The 21,055-nt window shown below is 49.8% G+C and carries 9 protein-coding genes and 16 tRNA genes; all 25 read left to right on the top strand.

From position 1 onward, the window contains the following. Positions 1 to 134: 134 nt before the first annotated feature. A tRNA-Asn gene (locus IEY46_RS34740) sits at positions 135 to 210 on the top strand. 3 nt (positions 211 to 213) lie between these two features. After that, positions 214 to 304 (top strand) — tRNA-Ser (locus tag IEY46_RS34745). Positions 305 to 322: 18 nt separating this feature from the next. Continuing rightward, positions 323 to 397: transfer RNA gene (locus IEY46_RS34750), tRNA-Glu, on the top strand. A 77-nt stretch (positions 398 to 474) separates the two neighbouring features. Further along, a tRNA-Val gene (locus IEY46_RS34755) sits at positions 475 to 550 on the top strand. A gap of 27 nt (positions 551 to 577) precedes the next feature. Continuing rightward, positions 578 to 654: transfer RNA gene (locus IEY46_RS34760), tRNA-Met, on the top strand. Positions 655 to 689: 35 nt separating this feature from the next. After that, positions 690 to 766, top strand: a tRNA-Asp gene (locus IEY46_RS34765). An 11-nt stretch (positions 767 to 777) separates the two neighbouring features. Next, positions 778 to 853, top strand: a tRNA-Phe gene (locus IEY46_RS34770). Between the two features lie 23 nt (positions 854 to 876). Beyond that, positions 877 to 952 (top strand) — tRNA-Thr (locus tag IEY46_RS34775). A gap of 5 nt (positions 953 to 957) precedes the next feature. After that, a tRNA-Tyr gene (locus tag IEY46_RS34780) sits at positions 958 to 1,043 on the top strand. Positions 1,044 to 1,052: 9 nt separating this feature from the next. Further along, positions 1,053 to 1,126, top strand: a tRNA-Trp gene (locus tag IEY46_RS34785). A gap of 16 nt (positions 1,127 to 1,142) precedes the next feature. Further along, positions 1,143 to 1,218: transfer RNA gene (locus IEY46_RS34790), tRNA-His, on the top strand. Positions 1,219 to 1,249: 31 nt separating this feature from the next. Beyond that, positions 1,250 to 1,324: transfer RNA gene (locus tag IEY46_RS34795), tRNA-Gln, on the top strand. A 7-nt stretch (positions 1,325 to 1,331) separates the two neighbouring features. Further along, positions 1,332 to 1,406, top strand: a tRNA-Gly gene (locus tag IEY46_RS34800). 15 nt (positions 1,407 to 1,421) lie between these two features. Continuing rightward, positions 1,422 to 1,495, top strand: a tRNA-Cys gene (locus IEY46_RS34805). Between the two features lie 17 nt (positions 1,496 to 1,512). Further along, positions 1,513 to 1,589 (top strand) — tRNA-Arg (locus tag IEY46_RS34810). A 7-nt stretch (positions 1,590 to 1,596) separates the two neighbouring features. After that, positions 1,597 to 1,678, top strand: a tRNA-Leu gene (locus tag IEY46_RS34815). 152 nt (positions 1,679 to 1,830) lie between these two features. Beyond that, positions 1,831 to 1,998 carry a hypothetical protein gene (locus IEY46_RS34820; RefSeq protein WP_189000582.1) on the top strand — a complete coding sequence of 56 codons (168 nt, stop codon included), beginning with the start codon at positions 1,831 to 1,833 and terminating at the stop codon, positions 1,996 to 1,998. Between the two features lie 784 nt (positions 1,999 to 2,782). Continuing rightward, the gene (locus IEY46_RS34830; protein WP_189000587.1) at positions 2,783 to 5,002 is read left to right on the top strand and encodes a DUF6259 domain-containing protein; all 2,220 of its coding nucleotides are present in this window, start codon (positions 2,783 to 2,785) and stop codon (positions 5,000 to 5,002) included. Positions 5,003 to 5,069: 67 nt separating this feature from the next. Then, entirely contained in the window at positions 5,070 to 6,782 is a 1,713-nt protein-coding gene (locus tag IEY46_RS34835) for a sensor histidine kinase (RefSeq protein ID WP_189000590.1), read from the top strand. 2 nt (positions 6,783 to 6,784) lie between these two features. Next, positions 6,785 to 8,359 (top strand): response regulator, encoded by a 1,575-nt coding sequence (locus tag IEY46_RS34840; RefSeq protein ID WP_189000593.1) that lies wholly within the window; start codon positions 6,785 to 6,787, stop codon positions 8,357 to 8,359. A 96-nt stretch (positions 8,360 to 8,455) separates the two neighbouring features. Further along, positions 8,456 to 9,847: an extracellular solute-binding protein gene (locus tag IEY46_RS34845; RefSeq protein ID WP_189000595.1), complete on the top strand. Its 1,392-nt coding sequence runs from the start codon at positions 8,456 to 8,458 to the stop codon at positions 9,845 to 9,847. 84 nt (positions 9,848 to 9,931) lie between these two features. Next, the gene (locus tag IEY46_RS34850) at positions 9,932 to 10,828 is read left to right on the top strand and encodes a carbohydrate ABC transporter permease (RefSeq protein ID WP_229750743.1); all 897 of its coding nucleotides are present in this window, start codon (positions 9,932 to 9,934) and stop codon (positions 10,826 to 10,828) included. Positions 10,829 to 10,834: 6 nt separating this feature from the next. After that, positions 10,835 to 12,166 (top strand): carbohydrate ABC transporter permease, encoded by a 1,332-nt coding sequence (locus tag IEY46_RS34855; protein WP_189000598.1) that lies wholly within the window; start codon positions 10,835 to 10,837, stop codon positions 12,164 to 12,166. A 218-nt stretch (positions 12,167 to 12,384) separates the two neighbouring features. After that, positions 12,385 to 14,592: a glycoside hydrolase family 36 protein gene (locus IEY46_RS34860; RefSeq protein ID WP_189000600.1), complete on the top strand. Its 2,208-nt coding sequence runs from the start codon at positions 12,385 to 12,387 to the stop codon at positions 14,590 to 14,592. 60 nt (positions 14,593 to 14,652) lie between these two features. Then, entirely contained in the window at positions 14,653 to 21,045 is a 6,393-nt protein-coding gene (locus IEY46_RS34865) for an S-layer homology domain-containing protein (protein ID WP_189000603.1), read from the top strand. Positions 21,046 to 21,055 lie beyond the last annotated feature (10 nt).

The raw sequence follows: 21,055 nt of genomic DNA on the forward strand, positions 1-21,055 counted from the left end.
TGGAAGCGCAGAAATGCGTGCAGCTGACGAATACTAATCGGTCGAGGGCTTATCCTAACATATTCAACCTTCTAAACGTTTCGCAAACGTTCGTATCCAGTTTTCAGGGTGTAACTTACCCGATGTATAACCGTTCCCTGATAGCTCAGTTGGTAGAGCACTCGACTGTTAATCGAGTTGTCACAGGTTCGAGTCCTGTTCGGGGAGCCATCTGGAGAGGTGTCCGAGTGGTCGAAGGAGCACGATTGGAAATCGTGTAGGCGCTAACCGTGTCTCGAGGGTTCGAATCCCTCTCTCTCCGCCATTATCCTACTTTTAGTAAGGCCCGTTGGTCAAGCGGTTAAGACACCTCCCTTTCACGGAGGTAACAGGGGTTCGATTCCCCTACGGGTCACCAATTTTTTTAAAAAAAATCAATTATGGACTTGCAAAAAGCACTTAATATGTTGTATAGTATTAAATGTCGTCCATTATGGAGGCTTAGCTCAGCTGGGAGAGCATCTGCCTTACAAGCAGAGGGTCGGCGGTTCGATCCCGTCAGCCTCCACCATTAACTGCATAAGCAGATTTACAATGACGCGGGGTGGAGCAGCCCGGTAGCTCGTCGGGCTCATAACCCGAAGGCCGCAGGTTCAAATCCTGCCCCCGCAACCAACTTTACCTTCGGAGTCATCCGAGAACCATAATGTGGAGCTGTGGTGTAGTGGCCCAACATGCCTGCCTGTCACGCAGGAGACCGCGGGTTCGAATCCCGTCAGCTCCGCCATTTAACCAAATGGCTCGGTAGCTCAGTCGGTAGAGCAGAGGACTGAAAATCCTCGTGTCGGCGGTTCGATTCCGTCCCGAGCCACCATTTTTAAATGAAGAATTGAATTTGCCGTTGTAGCTCAATTGGTAGAGCAACTGACTTGTAATCAGTAGGTTGGGGGTTCAAGTCCTCTCGACGGCACCACTCATGGAGGATTAGCGAAGTGGCTAAACGCGGCAGACTGTAAATCTGCTCTCTTACGAGTTCGGTGGTTCGAATCCATCATCCTCCACCAGTTTACCTTAGGGGCATAGTTTAAAGGTAGAACAGCGGTCTCCAAAACCGTTAGTGTGGGTTCAATTCCTGCTGCCCCTGCCAAAAATTGAATACTGTGGCGGTCGTGGCGAAGTGGTTAACGCATCGGTTTGTGGATCCGACATTCGGGGGTTCAATTCCCCTCGTCCGCCCCATTTTTATCCTTTAAAGTGAGAAAACAAATGTTGGGGATTAGCCAAGCGGTAAGGCAACGGACTTTGACTCCGTCATTCTCAGGTTCGATCCCTGAATCCCCAGCCATTTATATGCGGAAGTGGCTCAGCGGTAGAGCATCGCCTTGCCAAGGCGAGGGTCGCGGGTTCGATTCCCGTCTTCCGCTCCATTTTTTTATTTTTTTGGCGCCATAGCCAAGTGGTAAGGCAGAGCTCTGCAAAAGCTCTACCCCCAGTTCGAATCTGGGTGGCGCCTCCACAATTTTTTTAATTGATGTGCCCTTAGCTCAGCTGGATAGAGCGTTTGACTACGAATCAAAAGGTCAGGAGTTCGAATCTCTTAGGGCACGCCATGACTATGCCGGTGTGGCGGAATGGCAGACGCGCGCGACTCAAAATCGTGAGGGAAACCGTGGAGGTTCGAGTCCTCTCACCGGCACCACAACTACGTTGATATGACGCTGACTGTACGCTATGTACAGCGGCGTTTTTTGCGTTTTAGGACGGTTACAAACGTCTGTAAATATCACGCAGATGACCGCCTAAAATCCCTGCCTCTTCGTACGACTAAAATCGTAGAAATGGGGCGTTACCATGGCACGACGCAGCAATAAACTGTCCGAATCCGAACATTCTCCGCAACTCAAACCGCTGTATGTAGTGGACGATTTCGAATCCGCTATGCACTTGTTTCTCCGCGACTGTAAAATCCGGAATATTAGCGAGCATACCATCACGTATTATAAAAACGGAGTTGAATAAATTCCGCAAGTTACTCGAATCCCAAGATGTACCCACCTCTCCCGATCGTATTACCACCGATATCATTTTCGGGCTGGCCAGCAGTATGGTGCTGGATACGAATTTCCTGGATCCCAACAGCACGCTTGCGCAGATCATTATTAACACGTTTGAGAAGCGAGGAGAATGCGGCTTCTCCAGATGATGCTGGTTAGGACAGTTGGAAATGAATAGATTCTGGGACAATCCATTCCTCGCGGCTGGCTGGAGAATGGAAAAACAACAGAAGTGCTGAACGCGCCTTCCAAATTCGGTCCTTTAAGCTATACAATGAACTCCAATGTAGCAACGAATAAAATAACCGTTACCCTGACACCTCCTGCCAGAAATGCACCAAGTGCTATAAAAGTAAAATTGCGCCATCCGCTTGGCAACCCAATTCAGAGTGTGACGGTAAAGGGAACGACGTATACAAACTATAGCGGAGATATGATAACGCTGTCGGGACTCACAGGACAGACTACTATAGTAGCAAACTACTAAAAGAAAGAAAGCTTGTCCAAAATCATGTACGAAGGAACCTTCAAAGCCACCAAAAAGTGGACTTGAAGGTTCCTTTTATGTAAGCGTCAAACTGAATCCACCTGTTAATAGCGAAGCCAATTTCTATTTGACGCTCACTTAAAAAAGATAATTTAGTCATATCGAATAGTTAAGGCTGCATATAACCTGCTGGCGTGCATTCCCTATACAATGGTGGTTAGCTCTAAAGTAGAATACATGAAACAGGAAAGGAAGATGTCTGATGATTATTGGCAACAGTCAGATGACGATACGTCTGGATGAGAATAACGGTTCGATTATTTCATTAAAAAGAGGGATGACCGAACTGGCGGGTGTATCCACAAGGAGCATCCCTTTGTTTGCACTTCGCTTTCGGAATGCGGCGGGAGAGATCCTGCTGGCAAGTGCCCATGAAGCTGGACGCTTTGAAGTGATGCATAAAGAAAGCTCTGACGAAGACACGCTAGAGCTTGTGTATGCCGAGGTGGGAGAGCTGGGTGCCACAGTGCATGTAAGCGTGCGACTGCCTTATGGTGACAATCGCAGCTACTGGCGGCTTGAGGTGGAACATCAAACGGAACTGACGCTTGAATGGATCGATTTTCCCGGCCTGGCGGTGGTGAACGGGCTTACCGGCACGAAGGGCAGAAGCAGATTGTTATGGCCTGGAAATGAAGGCGTGTTGGTTGATCAGTTGGACATTCGCGATGCGAACGATTGGATCGCTTACCAGGAGGCGGAATACCCGAGCCGAAGTATTGCCAGCATCTATCCGAGCGCCGTGCCGACACAATTTATGGCTTATTACAACGAGCATGCCGGTTTGTACATAGGGGCGCATGATGACAGAGGGCATGTGAAGATGATTGATTATTACGGGCTGGAAAAAGATATTCGGCTGCAATTCCGGCTTTACCCCGCAGCGGAAGGGCCGGGGCTGTACCGCATGGATTACGATATGGTGCTGGCGGTGTTTGAGGGCGACTGGCACGACGCTGCGGCGATTTATCGGTCGTGGTACCTGAGCGAATCAAGTGCGCGGCCGACTGCGCTTGCCAGTCGTCCCGATTTGCCGGAATGGTACGAAGATTCACCGGTCGTCGTGACCTACCCGGTACGCGGGACGCAAGATCTTGACAATATGGAGCCGAATGGCTATTTCCCTTATGTGCAAGCGTTACCCTATTTGGAGCAACTGGCAAATGTGTTCGACAGCCGGGTAATGGCGTTGCTGATGCACTGGGAAGGCACTGCTCCGTGGGCGCCGCCTTATGTTTGGCCGCCATACGGCGGTGAGGAGCCGCTTGTCGAATTTGCCAACGGGCTGCACGCCAAAGGGAATTTGCTGGGGCTTTATTGCAGTGGCATCGGCTGGACCGAACAAAGTCATCTTGTGCAGTCCTATAACAAAAAAGAGCAGTTCAATAACCAGCAGCTGGCTTCCGTCATGTGCTTGTCGCCGGATGGGAAGCTGCCTTATTCGGCAATCTGCACGGGACAGCGGAGCGGCTACGATATGTGCCCCACTCAGCCATTTGTTAGCGAGACTGTATTGAACGAAACGGAGCGGATGATTGCCGGCCATTGCGATTACATTCAATACTTCGACCAGAATCACGGTGGCAACTCGTATTTCTGCTACAGCCGCGAACACGGCCATGTTCCGGCGCCAGGACGCTGGCAGGTGGAGGCAATGAAGCATCTCATCACACGAATGAACGAAGCGTCGGAAAAGGCCGGGCGCAAGGTGATTTTCGGGTGCGAGTCGGCGGCTGCTGAACCGTTTATTGAAGGTCTGCTGTTCAATGATTTGCGTTTTAATATCAACTATACGATCGGACAGCCTGTGCCGCTCTATGCTTACGTGTATCACGAATATATCAATAATTTCATGGGGAATCAGAATCCTACGCAAGCAATTGTAGATTATGAGCATAGCCCTGAAAACTTATTGTATCGTCTGGCTTATTCCTTCCATGCCGGCGATATGCTTACTGTCGTGCTTAAGGACAAAGGGGAAATCACCTGGAGCTGGGGCACCGAATGGAACGTTACCGCTCCGAATCAAGAGGCTGTCATCACCTTTGTCAGAGCGGCAAACGCTTGGCGCAGGGGAGCGGGCAAAGCTTACCTGTTCTCCGGGCGGATGGAAAAACCAAACGAGTTGAAAAATGTTGCCCAGCTCGACATCGTCATGTTAGACGGGCGCCGTCTGACAGTACCAAGCGTGCTGACCAGCAAGTGGAGTGCGCAGGATGGAGGCCTGGTGCAACTAGTCATCAATTACACGACAGAGATAAGTGAGACGGACGTTGTGCTGCCCGAGCTGGCAGGCGCCGTGCTGACTGTTGTGGAAGATGCAAGAGGAGAGCGGATTAGAAAAGCCAAGGTATCTGCGGAAGGGCTGCTGCGATTGACGCTGGCTCCGTTACAAACGGTAATGATTGTTTTTCTGAAATAACGTCATCTTCTTCTCCAGGTTACTGATAATTGCTATATTGTAAGTAAAAAAGAAGGTAGGGGCATTCATGGGCGTAAGGTATCAGTTTCGCACAAAATTGCTGCTTTTGTTCCTGTCGATCATTTTGCTTACGCTTGTATCGATTGGGGTTATTCATTCCTGGAATTTGAAAAAAGAAGTGGAAAAAAGAGTGCGCGCCAGTGTCGAGCATATTATGCAGCTTCAAATCAACTCGATAGAGAGCAGCATGGTCAATACGGAGAATGCGGCTTGGCGGCTGTCCTATGACAAAAGTGTTCAGAATTATATGTCAGAGTTGGCGAATCCGCCTGCAGAGTTGTCAAGCCAGCTCGACCGCCGCATTCAATTTGAGCAGCAGCGTTCTCATATCGGTCGGTTTCGGTTGTTGGATTATAACGGAAACGGCAAGTCGTTTGGCACCAGTTTGTTCGTGCGATCCGAGGCAGATGAAATCCGTGATGCGGAAAGCATCCGGATTATGTCGGAGATGGACGACAAGAATAATCACTGGCGCATTGCCTCCTCTAGTCATTCGATCCTAAAAGAACTGCTCTTTATCAAGCCCGTCTTTGTCGTATCCAATTTTAAGCCGGCCGTGAATGTCGGTATATTACAGGTTGAGCTGAAGGCAGACTGGATTGTGAATAGTCTGAAGGATTTGAAAAAGCGGAATATTGGAGACCTCTATATCACCGCAGCGGACGGTCAGGTACTGCTCGCGGCGGATTCGGCTGGAATGGCGCTGACCAATGTACTTGCCAAAGGCGAGGATGACTTGGTCATGACTTCACGGTTTTCAATGACGGACTGGTATCTGGTTGCCCAGATCGATAAAACAATACTACTTGAAGGCTCACGCAAGGCGATGTGGCAATCGATTACGGTAGTGGGCGTCATCTTTCTCTTGGCAATTGGCATCACTGTAGCATTTTCCCACAAAATTACTAGACCTATCCTGCAATTGCGCCAAGCGATGAAGCGAATGGAAAATGGAGTTTTTGATGTGACTGTGCCGGTGAATACGAAGGATGAGATTGGGTATTTAGGCGCCAGCTTTAATCGGATGACGGAGAAAATAAACATACTTATTCTTGAAAAGTACCAGGTTGAGCTGGCTGGCAAGGAGGCGCAATGGAATGCGCTGCAGGCTCAAATCAATCCCCACTTTTTGTTCAATACGCTCAGTTCGATCGAAAGTTTGGTCATAAGCGGTAATGACCCCAACAAGATCAGCAAGATTATTCATTGTTTGTCGGATATGTTTCGCTATAGCATCAGCGCAGGAAAATACGGACAAATTGATGAGGAACTGGATCATATCCGAAATTATCTTTATATACAAAAAATCCGCTTTGGAGATCATTTGAGTTACGTGGTTGACATTGAGGAACAATTGGCAGGTATGCCGATGATCAAGCTGCTGCTTCAGCCTTTGGTGGAAAACGCGATCATCCATGGCATCGAGAAAAAGCAGGACGGCGGGTATGTCAGTGTGCAAGTATTCTCGTTGTCCGAGGACGCTTATGCGATTGAAATCGAAGATAACGGGGCTGGCATGGAAGAAACGGAGCTGCAGGAGCTATTGCAGAGACTTGGCAGGGCTGAAGAAATCGAAACGGATGGGCGCAGATCGATCGGCCTTAGAAACGTCGTACAGCGGCTATCCTTACATTATGGCGGAAATGCAGATTTTCAGATGACGAGTGCAATTCAATTCGGGACAGTCATGCGTCTGACGATCCCCAAGAGGGAGGGATGAGCATGTACAAGCTGTTGCTTATAGACGATGAACAAATCATTCTGGACGGTCTCGTTCAGAAAATAGATTGGGCCGGCCTGCGTATGGAATTGGCCGCCGCCGCTACAAATGCGGTCTCTGCACTGCAATTGGTTATTGAACTGAAGCCAGATATCGTATTAACTGATATCCGCATGCCGGGCATGGACGGCATAGAACTGATCAAGCGCCTGAAGGAGCTTCAGCCCCAGCTGCTTTGTATTATTTTGAGCGGATATGGAGATTTTGATTATGCCAAGCGGGCCATCCAGTATGGTGTCGAAGCCTATTTGCTGAAGCCGATCAAGGATGCAGAGCTAAATCGGACACTGGCTGAGATGGTTGGCAAGCTGGAGAGAAAAAAGCTGGAGGAAAGTTATGTTTCGGGTCTCAGGAAAAATTATCTGAAGCAGCAGCAAAGTATGCTTAGCTTTTCGCTGACGAGACTGATTTCCGGAAGCCCCCTTCCGGAGGATTTGGTGCAGTTGCCCGAATGGCTGCTTGCAGGGGCGGGCTACGCCGTCCTTGTCGACATGGATTCCATTGAATATCCGCATTTAGGTTTTCGCGAAGAGGAGCAATCGCTTTTTTACTATGGCATTCTTAATATTATTGAAAACTGCCTGTCCTTGCATGGGGTTCAGAGTGTTGTGTTCAAACATGCCTTTAATCGATATGAATTTGTTGCGCTGATCGCGTCCGTGACGAGCCGTGACAACGCAACATGCTGGCAGGAGGCGATTGCGCATATCGGCCGCTATATGCGCGTCCGTGTCACGGTAGGGGTCGGAACGGCCGTCAGGCACCCTGCAGATCTCGGCCGTTCTTACACGGAAGCGAGGCAAGCCAGTCTAAATAAAGTGCTGCGCGGTGGCGGGGTTGTCTATAGGTACAAGCCGGTTTCCCACCATACCGACCGGCATGTGCTAAGTGCCGACGAGCAGAGAATGCTGGTTCATTGTCTGGAAACGCATAAAGTGAAGGCGATTGGCGATTGGCTGCTTAAAAGGCTGCGCATGCTGGCGGAAGATAGCGCCGTTCGTTACCAGGAACTACAGCAATTTATTAAGCAAATACTGGAGACACTGCAGTTGTTTCGCCAAAAAAACGGGTTTGACGCTGCCATGGAAGACCGATCAGCCATTTTGCATCGCGAATCGGATATGGAAGCTATATATGCCGAGCTGCTGCAGTTATTCGAACATTTTGCATTGCGTCCGCTGGCTGGTAGCCGATTGACAGGCGAACAAATTGTGGAGGAAGTCATCCGCTATATCGAACAGCATTACAACGAGGACATTTCCTTGCAATGGATTTCGGCAACCTATTATATTCATGCCAACTACTTCAGTCGCATCTTCAAGGAGAAGGCGGGCGTCACGCTGTCGGAATATATTTTACAGACACGTATGAAGCAAGCGATGCATTTGATCAAGGAAACCCCGTTGCAGGTCAAAGAAATTGCACAGTTAGTCGGTTACGAGCAGCCGGCATATTTCAGCCTTATTTTCCGCAAAACATTTGGCATCTCACCGATTCAGCTGCGCGGTGCGAAATAGTTGAATTACTGATAGCAACGCGTTAATTCCCTGTATAACGCACCCATGGTTAAGTTTCTTATACTGAGATCGTAAGTAAAAAAGGGAGGCATTCATATGTGGAGAAAAAAGATAATCAGTATGGGGCTGATTGCAGTCATGTGCGTGTTGGCCGCTTGCGGGTCGACAGGCGGCAACAAGCCGGGGGAAAGTGCGGACGGCAGCCCGCCTGCCACGGCCAAGTCCGATAAAGCGGACAAGCAGGTAACGATTACAGTATGGGACAAATCGCCGGATGATGATGTGTTCAAGCCGATTATGGATGAAATATTCGCTGATTTTGATACTTCGCATCCCAATATTAAAGTCAATCATGTCGCATCGCCGCCAGGTACAAGCGTTAACGAAGTATTTATGACGGCCAATGCGGGTGGAGAAGGGCCAGACGCTTTTCATAATACCAGCTTTCCGGATATCGGTGATTGGGTGAAGGCGGGTGTTGTGCAGGATCTAAGCTCGTATTGGAACGACTATGCAGACAAGGATCAGTATTTGCCATCTGCTATGGAGCAAGCGACGATCGACGGGAAGGTGTATGGCGTACCTGCGGATATGTATTTGATGGGTCTGATGTACAGGAAGGATCTGTTCCGCGAAGCCGGGCTTGATCCCAATTCGCCGCCGAAGGATTGGGAGGAGTTTGCAGAAGTTGCCCAGAAGCTGACAAATCCGGACAAAAAGCAGTACGGATATGCTCTGCTGGGCATGGATTGGGCGGACTGGTTTTTTGAGTACTACGTCTGGCAGGCAGGCGGCGATCTGACTACGAAGAATGAGGACGGTAGCATTACGCTCGATTTCACTAAGGAACCGACCGTAACGGCCCTCCAATACTGGCATGATCTGAAGTGGAAATACAAGGTCGTGCAAAGCAATGTGGCGCAAAACTTTGACGATAACAAACAGGACTTCTTCCAGAAGCGAGCGGCGATGATGCTTGGAGCGTCCGACTGGTTCGGCGACTTCGCGGCAAACGGCGTAAGCCTGGAGGATGTAGGCTTCAGTTCGCTGCCTGCCGGCCCGTCCGGCAAGGCTCCGTCCCAGATGGGTGGAAGATACTGGATTATCAATCCGAAATCAGATAAGGAAAAGCAGGATGCGGCTTGGGAATACATCGTCTATATAAATTCCAAGGAAGTTCGTGACAAGCTGAATACATTCCGTCTGGACAATGGCATTATGCCGAATTTGCTGTCGACGCGCAAGGACGTCAATCCATTGGAGTTTACGTCGAACGTCCCGCAGGATCTCGTAGCGAATGTACAAAAGGCGGCTGAAGTCACGCAGCTGGAATATGCCCTCAAGAGTCGACTCAGTCCATACATTGTACCGGCGATTCAGAATGTACTGTTGAACGAGAAGGCAGATATTGCTGCCGAGCTGAAGGAAGCAGAGGATAAGGCACAGCGCGAGGTTATTAGTCCATACAATGCAGATATAGGCAAGTAGTGCAAGCGGTATAAAGACAGGCGGGGGATGTCTTCTGACAAGCGGACATCCCTCGTTTAAGTTGGGAAAGGAATGATCTTCTGTATGGAAAAAGTTTCACTCGCAGCCCCTCGCAAAATCGGAAAGAAAAAGCGATTTCCAGTGCTGGCAGCGATGTTCCTGGCTCCGTCGGTGCTGTCCTTTGTTGTTTTCAAATATGTGCCGATGCTTTATGCGATTTTCATGAGCTTGTTTGATTTCAGTATTATGAATCCACCGGGGCCGTTTGTCGGGCTGAGCAATTTTACCCATCTGTTTAAGTCCTCCTTGTTTCAGACGGCGCTATACAACACCTTCGTCATTGCTTTGTTATCGTTGGTCATGACGTTCTGGATTCCCATTATGCAGGCGATGCTGCTAATTGACATACGCAGAGGAAACATGTTGCTCCGTTTTCTGTATTTGCTGCCTGCAGCAGTGCCGTCGATTGCCGCAGTGCTGATCTGGAAGTGGCTGTACAATCCCGATTATGGCCTGCTAAACGCTATTTTGGAGCGGATCGGACTGCCTGCCGTAGGCTGGCTCAATGATCCGGCCATAGCCAAGTTTTCACTGGTGCTGCCAGGCGTGCTTGGCGGAGGCTTGGCTGTGCTCATTTATTATTCGGCGTTGCAGGGTGTATCGCGTGAGATTGTGGAATCGTCCACCATTGACGGGGCAGGGCCGTGGCGACGTATGGTTTCGATTTATTTACCTGGTCTGAAATTTATTATCGGTATTCAATTTATACAATTTTTGGCGACGGCTTTTTTGGCGTTTGACAATATTTATGTGATGACCGGCGGAGGTCCTGCCAACAGCACCAATGTCATGTCGCTAATGGTATATAACAGTGCATTTAAACAAAACCAATTTGGTATGGCCGGAGCCATTTCCTTCATCATATTTGTCATCGTAGCCATTATTACGTTCATTCAGATCAAGGTTTCCAACAAGGAGTAGGAGAAGATGAAACAGAGTCGAATCAAGGAAAAGGGCCAGACCAGCTTCAAAGCCTTTGCGTATGCCTTTTCGATCCTGTCCATTGTGTTACTGCTGTTTCCACTTGGGTGGGCGATCAGTTCCTCGCTGAAGGACCCGATATCGCTTTACCAGTTTCCGCCCAAATGGATACCGGAACAGCCACAGGTCGTTACGATTGCGGTAGATTACAGCGATTCGGAAATGAGCGATCAACAGGCATTGGAGCAGGATGGACTTAAGGCGATGTGGTTCAGCTGGAAAAGGAACCAAAATGAAGCGATCGGTGAAATGCGGGCCATCGGGATGAGAGACGGCCGAGTGCTCTACGAGATGAAGATGCGGGCGTTCGAGTTTAACGCCGGAAGAAGCTTTGTGCTGCCGACGGAAGTGTTCACCGATCAAATGATGAAAACAAAATACGCGCTAATCAAGGAACGAGGCTATTCGCACGTCACCTGGCATGGCCAGGATAGCAAGGCTGTATATGAACCGAAGCAGGGGGCGGTTTCGAGTACGAAGGATCACCTTTCTGCCAAGATCGATGCCTTTCTGCGAAGCTCGTCGTTTTTGGAGGGTGATGTGCGAACAGTTTCCCAAAGCGGGGAGTGGATCCGTCTCTTTGACAATTACTTGGCGATCTTTAAAGAGAGTACGCTCACAAGTAAATCGGCAACGATATTGAACAGCTTCATGAACAGTGTGTTTGTGGTGGTCCTGTCGATTTTTTCGCAGCTGTTGCTCGGCGGAACCGCAGCCTATGCCATATCGAAGCTGATTGGCAAGCGTTGGTCCAACTGGTGGACGTTATTTTTTGTGGCGACGATCATGATACCCGAGGTGGCCATCATCGTTCCGCTATATTTGGTCATCGGGGAACTTGGGCTGACCAACAACCTATGGGGGGTCATTTTGCCGCATACCTCATGGGGCATAGTCATTTATATGTTTAAGGGCTTTTTTGATCAAATTCCGGATGAGATGCTGCAAGCGGCCCGAATTGATGGGGCCAATGAATGGCGAATTTTTTCCAGCATGATCGTTAAGCTGTCCATTCCGATCTTTACGGTCATTTCCATTATGACCTTTATGGCGGTCTGGAACGAATTTTTATGGCCGCTAATTGTTCTGCGCGATGAAAGCTTGTATACCTTTACGCTCTATATTACCAATGAAGCATCGAGACCTAGGGCGGCTGGAACCGGCCAATCCACGATGGCCATGCTGCTGTTGGCGGCCATTCCGCTAATGGTTGTGTTTGCCGCCTGCCAGAGATTGATCGAGCGGGGCGTGAGCTGGAGCAGCGGGGTCAAGGGATGATCGGGTTATGACATTTGCGATCACGACTCTATGATCGAAGAGAATCCTCGCCCGCCCAAAACTAGATATAATTTTTATATTGAAAAGATAAATCACTATATAACGCCTCTTGCACATGCTTGATACGATGGATGCGTATTCATAACGATTTGTAGGGAGGGTTTGGGAATGGAGCGTCACATGCATCCTATTAATTAAGAAGAGAGGATTTTATGCAGATGGAAGTAATGACACAATCGGACCAAAGCTTTATTCAATGTCTGCATGAGAATATGGTGCTGCGGTTCGAACAAACGGAGAACGGATATTGCCAATCCCTGTTGAATACGGATGATGGACGGATGGCTCCGGGTCCGATCGCTTTGCCCGGCTTCCAGTTGGCCATTGCCGGAAGGCCGTATGGCGCGCTGTCTTCCATGGTTTCGGGCATGACCAGTTTACCGTCAGAAATGAAGTTGGAATCAATGAAGCAAGCAGACGAACAGCGCCTTATATTTCTTTATTTACATGACAAACTGCAGCTATCCGTTGAAGTGGAAATGCATTTTATTCCGGATGCAGCCATTATTCGACAATCGACAACCGTGCGCAATGACAGCAATCGTCCGATCGTCCTTACCCATCTGTCGTCGACGAGCATACAGGGAATCGCAACCGACGGTTGTCGGCCTTGGTACGATAAAAACAAAATTCGCGTTCATTATTGTCGTCAATCATGGAACGGCGAGGGTCAGTGGCGTTCTGGCGATCTGGAAGAATTGGGACTCTATCCTTCATCCGTTCATGGGATCGGAGCCGCGATTCATTTTGCTTCATACGGGAGTCAGAGCACAAGCCGGTTTCTCCCAATGATCGTGTTGGAAGATATGGAGACGGGCAAATCGTGGTACATGCAGATCGAGACGTCGGCGAACTGGCATATTGAAGTCGGGTATCGGGGCACCTCGGCATTTAACAAAGGCGCTCTGTTTCTGCATGCCGACGGCGCGAGCGAGAGATATGGCGGTTGGACGCATGAATTGCTTCCCGGAGAGAGCTTCACCGCGGTACCGGTTGCGGTCGGCTGCTGTACCGGCCATTTCGCCGATGCCGTGAAACAGTTGACCAAATACCGAAGATCCTTTTTGAAGCCTTCACATGCAGAGGAATTTGAATCGCCGCTAATCTATAACGACTACATGAATTGCCTGTGGGCCGATCCGACAACGGATAAGCTCATTCCGCAAATCGATGCGGCTGCTGCGGCAGGCGCCGAATGCTATTGCATAGATGCGGGGTGGTTCGCGAAAGCAAATCAAGCGTGGGGGACCGGCCTGGGCGATTGGAAACCAAGCGAGGACCGGTTTGGTGAAGAAGGACTTCAAGGCATATTTGACTATATTCGAAAAAAAGGATTGCGCATCGGCATATGGCTGGAAATGGAAGTGTGCGGCGAGGACGCCGAACTCGGCCAAAAGCCGGACTCCTGGTTTCTCATGCGCAACGGCGCCCGCGTCGGCGGCGGCCCCCGCTGGTTTTTGAATTTTACCAATCCCGAAGTAAGGGAGTATCTGCATCGCGTCATTGATCGGTTAGTCGGCATGGGGGCCGATCTCATTCGAAATGACTGCAACGACTGCATCGGGAACGGTGACGATCAGATCGCGCATTCGCCAGCGGGCGGATTGCTGGAAAATATGAGGGTCTTTTACGCCTTTATCGAAGAAGTAAGAACGAGGCATCCCCACATTCTGCTGGAAAATTGCGGATCAGGAGGCATGCGCTCCGATTACGGCATTCTTTCCCGCTTTCACCTGCACAGTACTTCTGATCAGGAAGCTTATTACAACAATCCTTCGATTATCAGCGGTTTACTGGCGGCAATATTGCCGGAGCAAGCTGGCTTCTGGACGTATCCTTATCCGCTGCTGTTCCATGAGAAGGAACAGCCGCAATTGCTGACGACTCATGACTATCAATCCAGCATGTCAAACGGCGAACAGACGATCTTCAATATGATTAACGGCATGTGTGGGAGCATGTATTTGTCGGGTCATATTGAAATGGCCGACGAATTGAATTGGCAGCTGATCCGGGAAGGCGTGGCTCTCTATAAGCGGGAAAGAAAACATATCCGTCAAGCCTATCCCATCTGGCCGATCGGCTTTACGCGCTTGAACGACAAGAACGGTTGGGCCTGCGTCGGATTGGCTTCCGAGGATCAATCCCGCATCCTGCTTGCCGTCTGGAGGTTGGGAAGCGCAGAGCCGTATATCGAGCTTCAGCTTCCCAACGGAGAAGGCAATAGGAAATCTTCAATCAAACAGTTATATCCATCGGGCGAGCAATACCAGGCAAGAACTTATTACAATACTTACAGTTGTAAGTTGACCGTTCATTTGCCCCAATCATTCCAGGCGCGCTATTTTGAAGTGATTCGGGAGTAGGCTGTACCGGCACCGAAGTTATCAGAACATGAAAATGATTGTATGGAGGCGATTTTAGCGATGTTGAAAAAAATAAGCGTTTGTTTGGTTCTCAGTTTAATCGTTTCTCTATTGTCATCATTGGTAGGGACCGATTCGGGCAAAGTGTCGGCTTCCGCTCAGCCGCTGCTTCCCAATCCGGAAAATTCGTTCTGGAAATTCGAATCATACGGGGGAGGCGATGTCGAATATTCCGTGGTTTCTGATGTCTATCATAGCGCGGCGGGTCAGCCCGGAGACCATTCACTGCACGTGACTAACCGCACGCCGCTCACACCGAATGTATTCACGCTGGCCTATCAGAAGGTTCCGGTAAAACCGAACACGACTTATGATCTCTCTTTATGGGTCAAGGGGGAGAATGTCAGGGGAGTTTCCGGGCCCAATTTCGCGATTCCGGATGGAATCTATGATTGGCAACAGATCAAAGCATCCTATACGACAGGACCTCAAGAGCACATCTACAGATACTCTATCATCGTGGAGGATATTACCGATAACGTCTGGTTGGACGATTTGTCGATGACCGAATCTGGGAGCAGCAGGAATTTACCTCGTAATGGCAGCTTCGAGAAGCAATTGCAGCCTGTGCTTGTGGATGGCTTCGAGAACCAGGATTTATGGCGAGGAAGTCAATCATTGGCCGGAACAGCTGAGGCTGTTCAAGTTACTGATCGAAAGAATGAAGGCGCTTACTCGGAGAAGCTCTCGTTTAAAATGAACGCGGGGGGATCACCTGGTTATATCAGCAGTTATTGGAGTCCGTTGCAGAATCTCGATTTATCCGGGGCTTCGACCTTGTTGCTGGATGTGTACGCCGAATCACAAACAAGCCACGCTATTGAACCGTTGATTATTAAAATCTACAATGCTTCGGGCGGTATTGTGTATGAATCGGCGATTACTCAGTTAACGTCTAATCAGTGGAATACGGTTAGCGTTGACCTTTCAGACTACCTTAGCTTGAGGAATCAGGTCCAGTCCATTGAGTTCTATGTGTACAGCGGATCCGAATCTATTGAAGGCAGGACGGAGATCAGCTATTGGATTGATAATCTCAGAATGCTGACGATGCCAGCGGTGCAGCCGGTGCAGGCCAGTCAAGGCAGCGGCGTGGTTCCAGCCGGTACGGAAGTTCAATTGTTTGCCGCTGATGATGCAATTATTTACTACACGACAGATGGCTCAGATCCACGTGTATCCATCACGCGTGCGGCTTATAATCAGCCAATCCGCATCGAAAGATCGATGGTAATCAAGGCATATGCCGAAGGGGATGTCGGGGATGCCAGCGTTGTGTCCGAGTTTGCCTATGAGATTGGAACTGGAATTCCAGGCGAGTCGTTGATCGACGTGTCTGATTTGATGGGCTCTCTAGGCAAGAGCAAGTATGTGCCGCTTTTCCATGCGGATGCTGATCTTCACCTTGACGGTACATGGGCTGGTTGGGAAGGATATGCCAGTCTGTCTTTGCCTGCGGATCCAAGCCAAATCCTCATCGATGGTTGGGCCGGTCAGGAGGATTTATCGGCGACTGCGCGATTTGCTTACGATGAAGAGGCGTTGTATGTCGGGGTCGAGGTGAAAGACGACACTCATGAGGCATACGCAGGCAATGAAATATGGAAGGGGGACAGCGTTCAAATGGCTTTCAGTCCGGATGGGGAGCATTACGGACCGGAATACGGTTTCTCCCATGCTAACGGATCTTCGCAGGTATGGAGATGGAACGATGGGACTGCCGTGCTGGAAGCGTCCAGCGTGCAGCTCGTTTCATCGCAGAACGGCAATGTCACGACTTATCAAGCGAAAATACCTTGGGGGGCCATAGGAGCGAACGGAAAACCCGCGAATTCTCTTTCCTTCACGTTTTTGGTAAATGACAATGACGGGAACGGACGCAGGGGCTGGATAGAATGGACGGGAGGCATTGGTAAATTCAAGGATCCCGCGCAATTCGGAAGCTTTGGCCTGATTCCGAAAGGCGACCAATGGCATACCCGGGTCGAGGGCAAAACCGTGCTGTCTTCAGGAGAGACTCAATCTTATCATTACTATATAACCAACTTCAGCGAAAATCCGATTGAACTGCGAGTCAACTCCCCGTCTCTGGAATGGGATCGGCTTCTCGAGCTGCCTGCCGGCACCATGCTGAAAAAAAGCTTTGATCTCCGTTTTTCGGACATCGGCAAGAAGGATATCGCGATTCAGGTGAGCGATCCTGCAACGGGGAAGATCAGGGAGGATCTGCTGCAACTGGTCGTGACGCCCAGCAAGGCGGATTTACATGCGCGGTTTGATCAACTGGCTGCAAGGATGCCGGGACTCGATCAGTTGCTGGCGGATGCTAAAGCACGTCGCATTCCGACAGATTACGAGCAGATTAACGCAAGCGTCATTCGCAAATTTTTGACTTATGGCAAAGATGATGCCGATCACAATATGCAGGAAAGGTCCATTTACGTTGCAGAACAATTGGAAGCGCTATATGACGAAGCCGTCGACCGGCTTCAGGGATATTTGAACGGTACCTTATCAGCGCGGACGGTTCCACGCTATAAAACCGGGGTAGAACGGCCATCCATACAGGGGCGGTCCTTCATTGCCGAAACAACGGAGGCAGGAACGGATCAGCCGAACAAATCAAAAGTCTTTTTCACAGGATACGGACACTTCAATCAGGTTCGTAAGGATGTGGCGGAATTCGAGGACCTGGGTACGAATATCATTCAGATTGAAATAGGACCCAACAGCATAATTAAACCATCGATTTGGGAGATTATCCGCGCCAGTGGCGTGCAAGGGAATATTCAATTTGATGCGAACGTTAAACATTCCGGGGACGCTTCGATGAAGTTGACGAATCAGAGTGTCATGACTCCGCAGGTGTATTTAGCTGTCAAACAGGGCGTTACCGTACAACCCAATACGTCCTATAAATTTGAAGCATGGGTTAAGGGCGAAGACGTGAATCAGGTCTGGTTCTTAGGCGGAGCGAGCTGGCTCTCGCGCCACGCATTCCCAAATGGAACCTATGATTGGCAGAAGGTAACTGCGGAATATACGACAGGACCGGATGAAACCTGGCTCGAGTTCCTCATTCTATCGGAGGACCGGACCGGCTCCCTGTGGGTTGATGATATTAGCATGACAGCAGAGGGTAGCGTCGTAAATATGCTTGATGATCCAGGATTCGAAGAGAGCACGAATACGGAAGTAACCGACAAAGGATATACGGTGTCGACTTCCGCTATTCGAAATGATGTTCAGAAAGTGCTGCAAGAGGCTAGCGATCATAATGTAGCGGTGAACCTGCTTCTATCGCCGCATTATTTCCCCGACTTCGCCTTGGCGAAGTGGCCGGAGCTGAAGAGCAATAATCCCCATTTCCTTAAGTTTAACCTTGATTCACCAAAGGCGAAGGAGATCATGTCCGATTATTTGAAAACGATCATCCCGATGGTTAAGGATTACCCTTCTCTCCACAGCGTTACCATATCCAATGAAGCGGCATACGAGTCAAACCGCGATTCGCAGCATTTGCCGAAATGGCATGCGTATTTGCGTCAGCTCTATGACGAGAAAATCGAAAAGCTCAATGCTCTTTATGGAACAAGTTACGAATCGTTCGATCAGGTGCCGATGCCTTCTTCCTATACACCGTCGGTCTACTATTATGATTGGACAAAGTTTAATAACGACTTATTCTCCGGATGGCATCGGTGGATGGTCGATATCATTCAAGGGATCGCTCCTGAACTTCCGGTACAGGTCAAAATCATGGGCGAGACATTGACCGCTGTTCCCGATATGTCATGGGGTGTCGGCGTAGATCTAGAGCAATTCGGCGAATTCACGCAAATCAACGGAAATGACAACAATAATCTTTTGGGCAAAGGGCCGGACGGGTTCCTGAGAGAACTCAAGTTCTACGATTTGCAGTCGTCCCTTAAAGCGGCTCCGGGGCTCAATTCCGAGGATCATATCATCGCGGATCGTGATGAACGCTACGATTCCCGGCAGGCAGATCACACCCGCACCGTGTTGTGGCAAGGAGCGATGCACGGGCTGAGTGGTGCAGCGCTCTGGGTCTGGGAGCGGTCATACGATAAGAATAGCGATTTCTATGGCAGTCTCCTTCATCGGCCCGATGTTGTCTCCACAGTTGGCAAGACGAATCTGGATCTTAATCGGTTGGCCAACGAGGTAAGTGCTTTTCAAGATGATGAACCGAAGGTGCACATCCTGTATTCACTTCCTTCGACGGTGTACGCCGCGCCAACCTATATGGATGCTCTTTATCGTGCTTACAAGGCGGCCAGCTACAGTGGCCAGAAGGTCGGCTTCATGTCGGAGAAACAAATCCGGGAGGACGGCCTTGGCAGCACGAGTGTGCTGATCGTTCCTCAAGCAACACACGTCGAAGCATCTACGTTGCAAGGGATTCATCAATATGCGGCCGGCGGAGGGACGGTGCTGCTGATGGGAGATGACTCTTTGCAATACGATGATCGTAAACAGCCTCAGAACGCTCAACTGCATCTGGAGCTGTTGGACAATTCGACTGTTCTGCCTGCTGACGTGTCCGCGATCGCGATGAGGGATCAATTGTTCGACATTTACGAACAGCTTAACCTGGACCAGGTACTGTTGATCGATAGAGACACGGACAAGCCGGTTATGGATGTGGAATGGCGCAGTGTGTTGCAGGATGGCAAACGCCTTATCAATATTGCCAACTATACCGAGGACGTTAAGAAAATATCGATTATGATAAATGGACAGCCCGCGGGAGAGCTAACCGACTTGCTGGGCGGGGCCAACTACGATGCGTCTGCGATGGATCTGCAGTTGCTTCGTCCTTATCTGCTTGAGACTGAATCACCATCGGCTTATTCCCGTATTGAATGGGATGCGGAATCTTACACCTTGGAAGTCGGCAGCTCCTTGCAATTAAAGCTATATGCGATCGACCGTAACGGAATCAGGCATGCCATTTCGACTGGTGCCGAATTCTCAACGTTTACTTCCGCTCATCCGGAGATCGCATCTGTAGACAGCACGGGCAAGCTGACAGCGCTGAAGGAAGGCGAGACGGTTATCACCGCCAAATTCAAAAGTTTCGAAGCAACAGCTAAGGTGACCGTACAAAGGGCTAACCCAGGCGATGGAGGAAGTGGATGGATCCCGCCTGTAGCTCTGCCAGGCATAAAAGGAATCCAGTTCGATGCGACACCGTCTCGCATCAAGCCTGGAGACGCGCGCAAGCTCACTGTGCGTGCCTTGTATGAGAACGGAAAGTCAGAGCAGTTGACAGCGAAGGCTGTATTTACTTCGTCTCATCCAGATGTTGTATCTGTGGATGCTGAAGGCAATATTATCGGGCGTTTAATTGGCACGGCGACTATTACGGCTAAATATGACAGCTTGACTGCAACAGTTGCGGTACAAGTGGTCGATGGCAGCAAACTGCAGCAGCAATCCAAACGATTCGAAGCGAATCAAGCGGGAGAATTAAAGCTGGGAAGCCAGTTGGTGGTTCGCATTCCCGAAGGAGCATCTGCAAAACCGATGACCGTTACGGCAACGATCATCGATAATCCGGGCGGCAATGCCGCATCGGGACTTCTACTTGCCAGTCCTGTATTCGAAATCGTCAAAGAACCGGCAGATGACTTTGCCAAGCCGATTACGCTTGAGTTGATGATCGATTCAGACAAACAAGGATATGAAGAGTCAGCAGTTTATTTCTTCGACAAGTTGAAGCAGGGGTGGGTGAAGCTGGAAGGACAAACGACTGGCAGGACGATCACTGTACAGGTGACCAGTGCCGGCGTGTTTGCCATCTTTGCTGCTAAGCCTGCCGATGCAGCCCAAATAGAATTTAAGGATACGGTTAACCATTGGGCAAGGAACGCCATCGCTGAAGCGGCTGCGCTCGGAATCGTCAAAGGCACAGGTGAGGGAACCTTCCGTCCGAACGACCTTGTTACACGCGCAGAGTTTGCAGCCATGCTTGGCCGCGCGCTGCAATGGGAAGCGGAAGATGCCGAAGCTGTATTCACCGATCCGATCCCTTCCTGGGCAGTTGGTTATGTCACAGCCGGAGCGAAGCTGGGGATCATTAGCGGCTATACCAACCAAACGTTCGGTGCCAAGCAGCAAATTTCCAGGACAGAAATGACAGCTATGATTGTGCGTGCGCTCAAGCTTCCTCTTGATGCCGGTGCCGAACCGCCGTTCAAAGACGCGAATCAGACCGCAAAATGGGCGAAGCCGTATGTATCTGCAGCAGCCAATGCGAATCTTATTCGCGGCAAGGGCGGTCAGCTGTTTGCACCACAGGATAAAACAACCCGCGCAGAAGCGGTAACGGTTATCATGAACATGCTGAACATGCTGGAAAATAAATAAAATGAGGGAA

This window comes from Paenibacillus nasutitermitis (genome assembly GCF_014641075.1).
GTDB lineage: Bacteria > Bacillota > Bacilli > Paenibacillales > Paenibacillaceae > Paenibacillus_Z > Paenibacillus_Z nasutitermitis.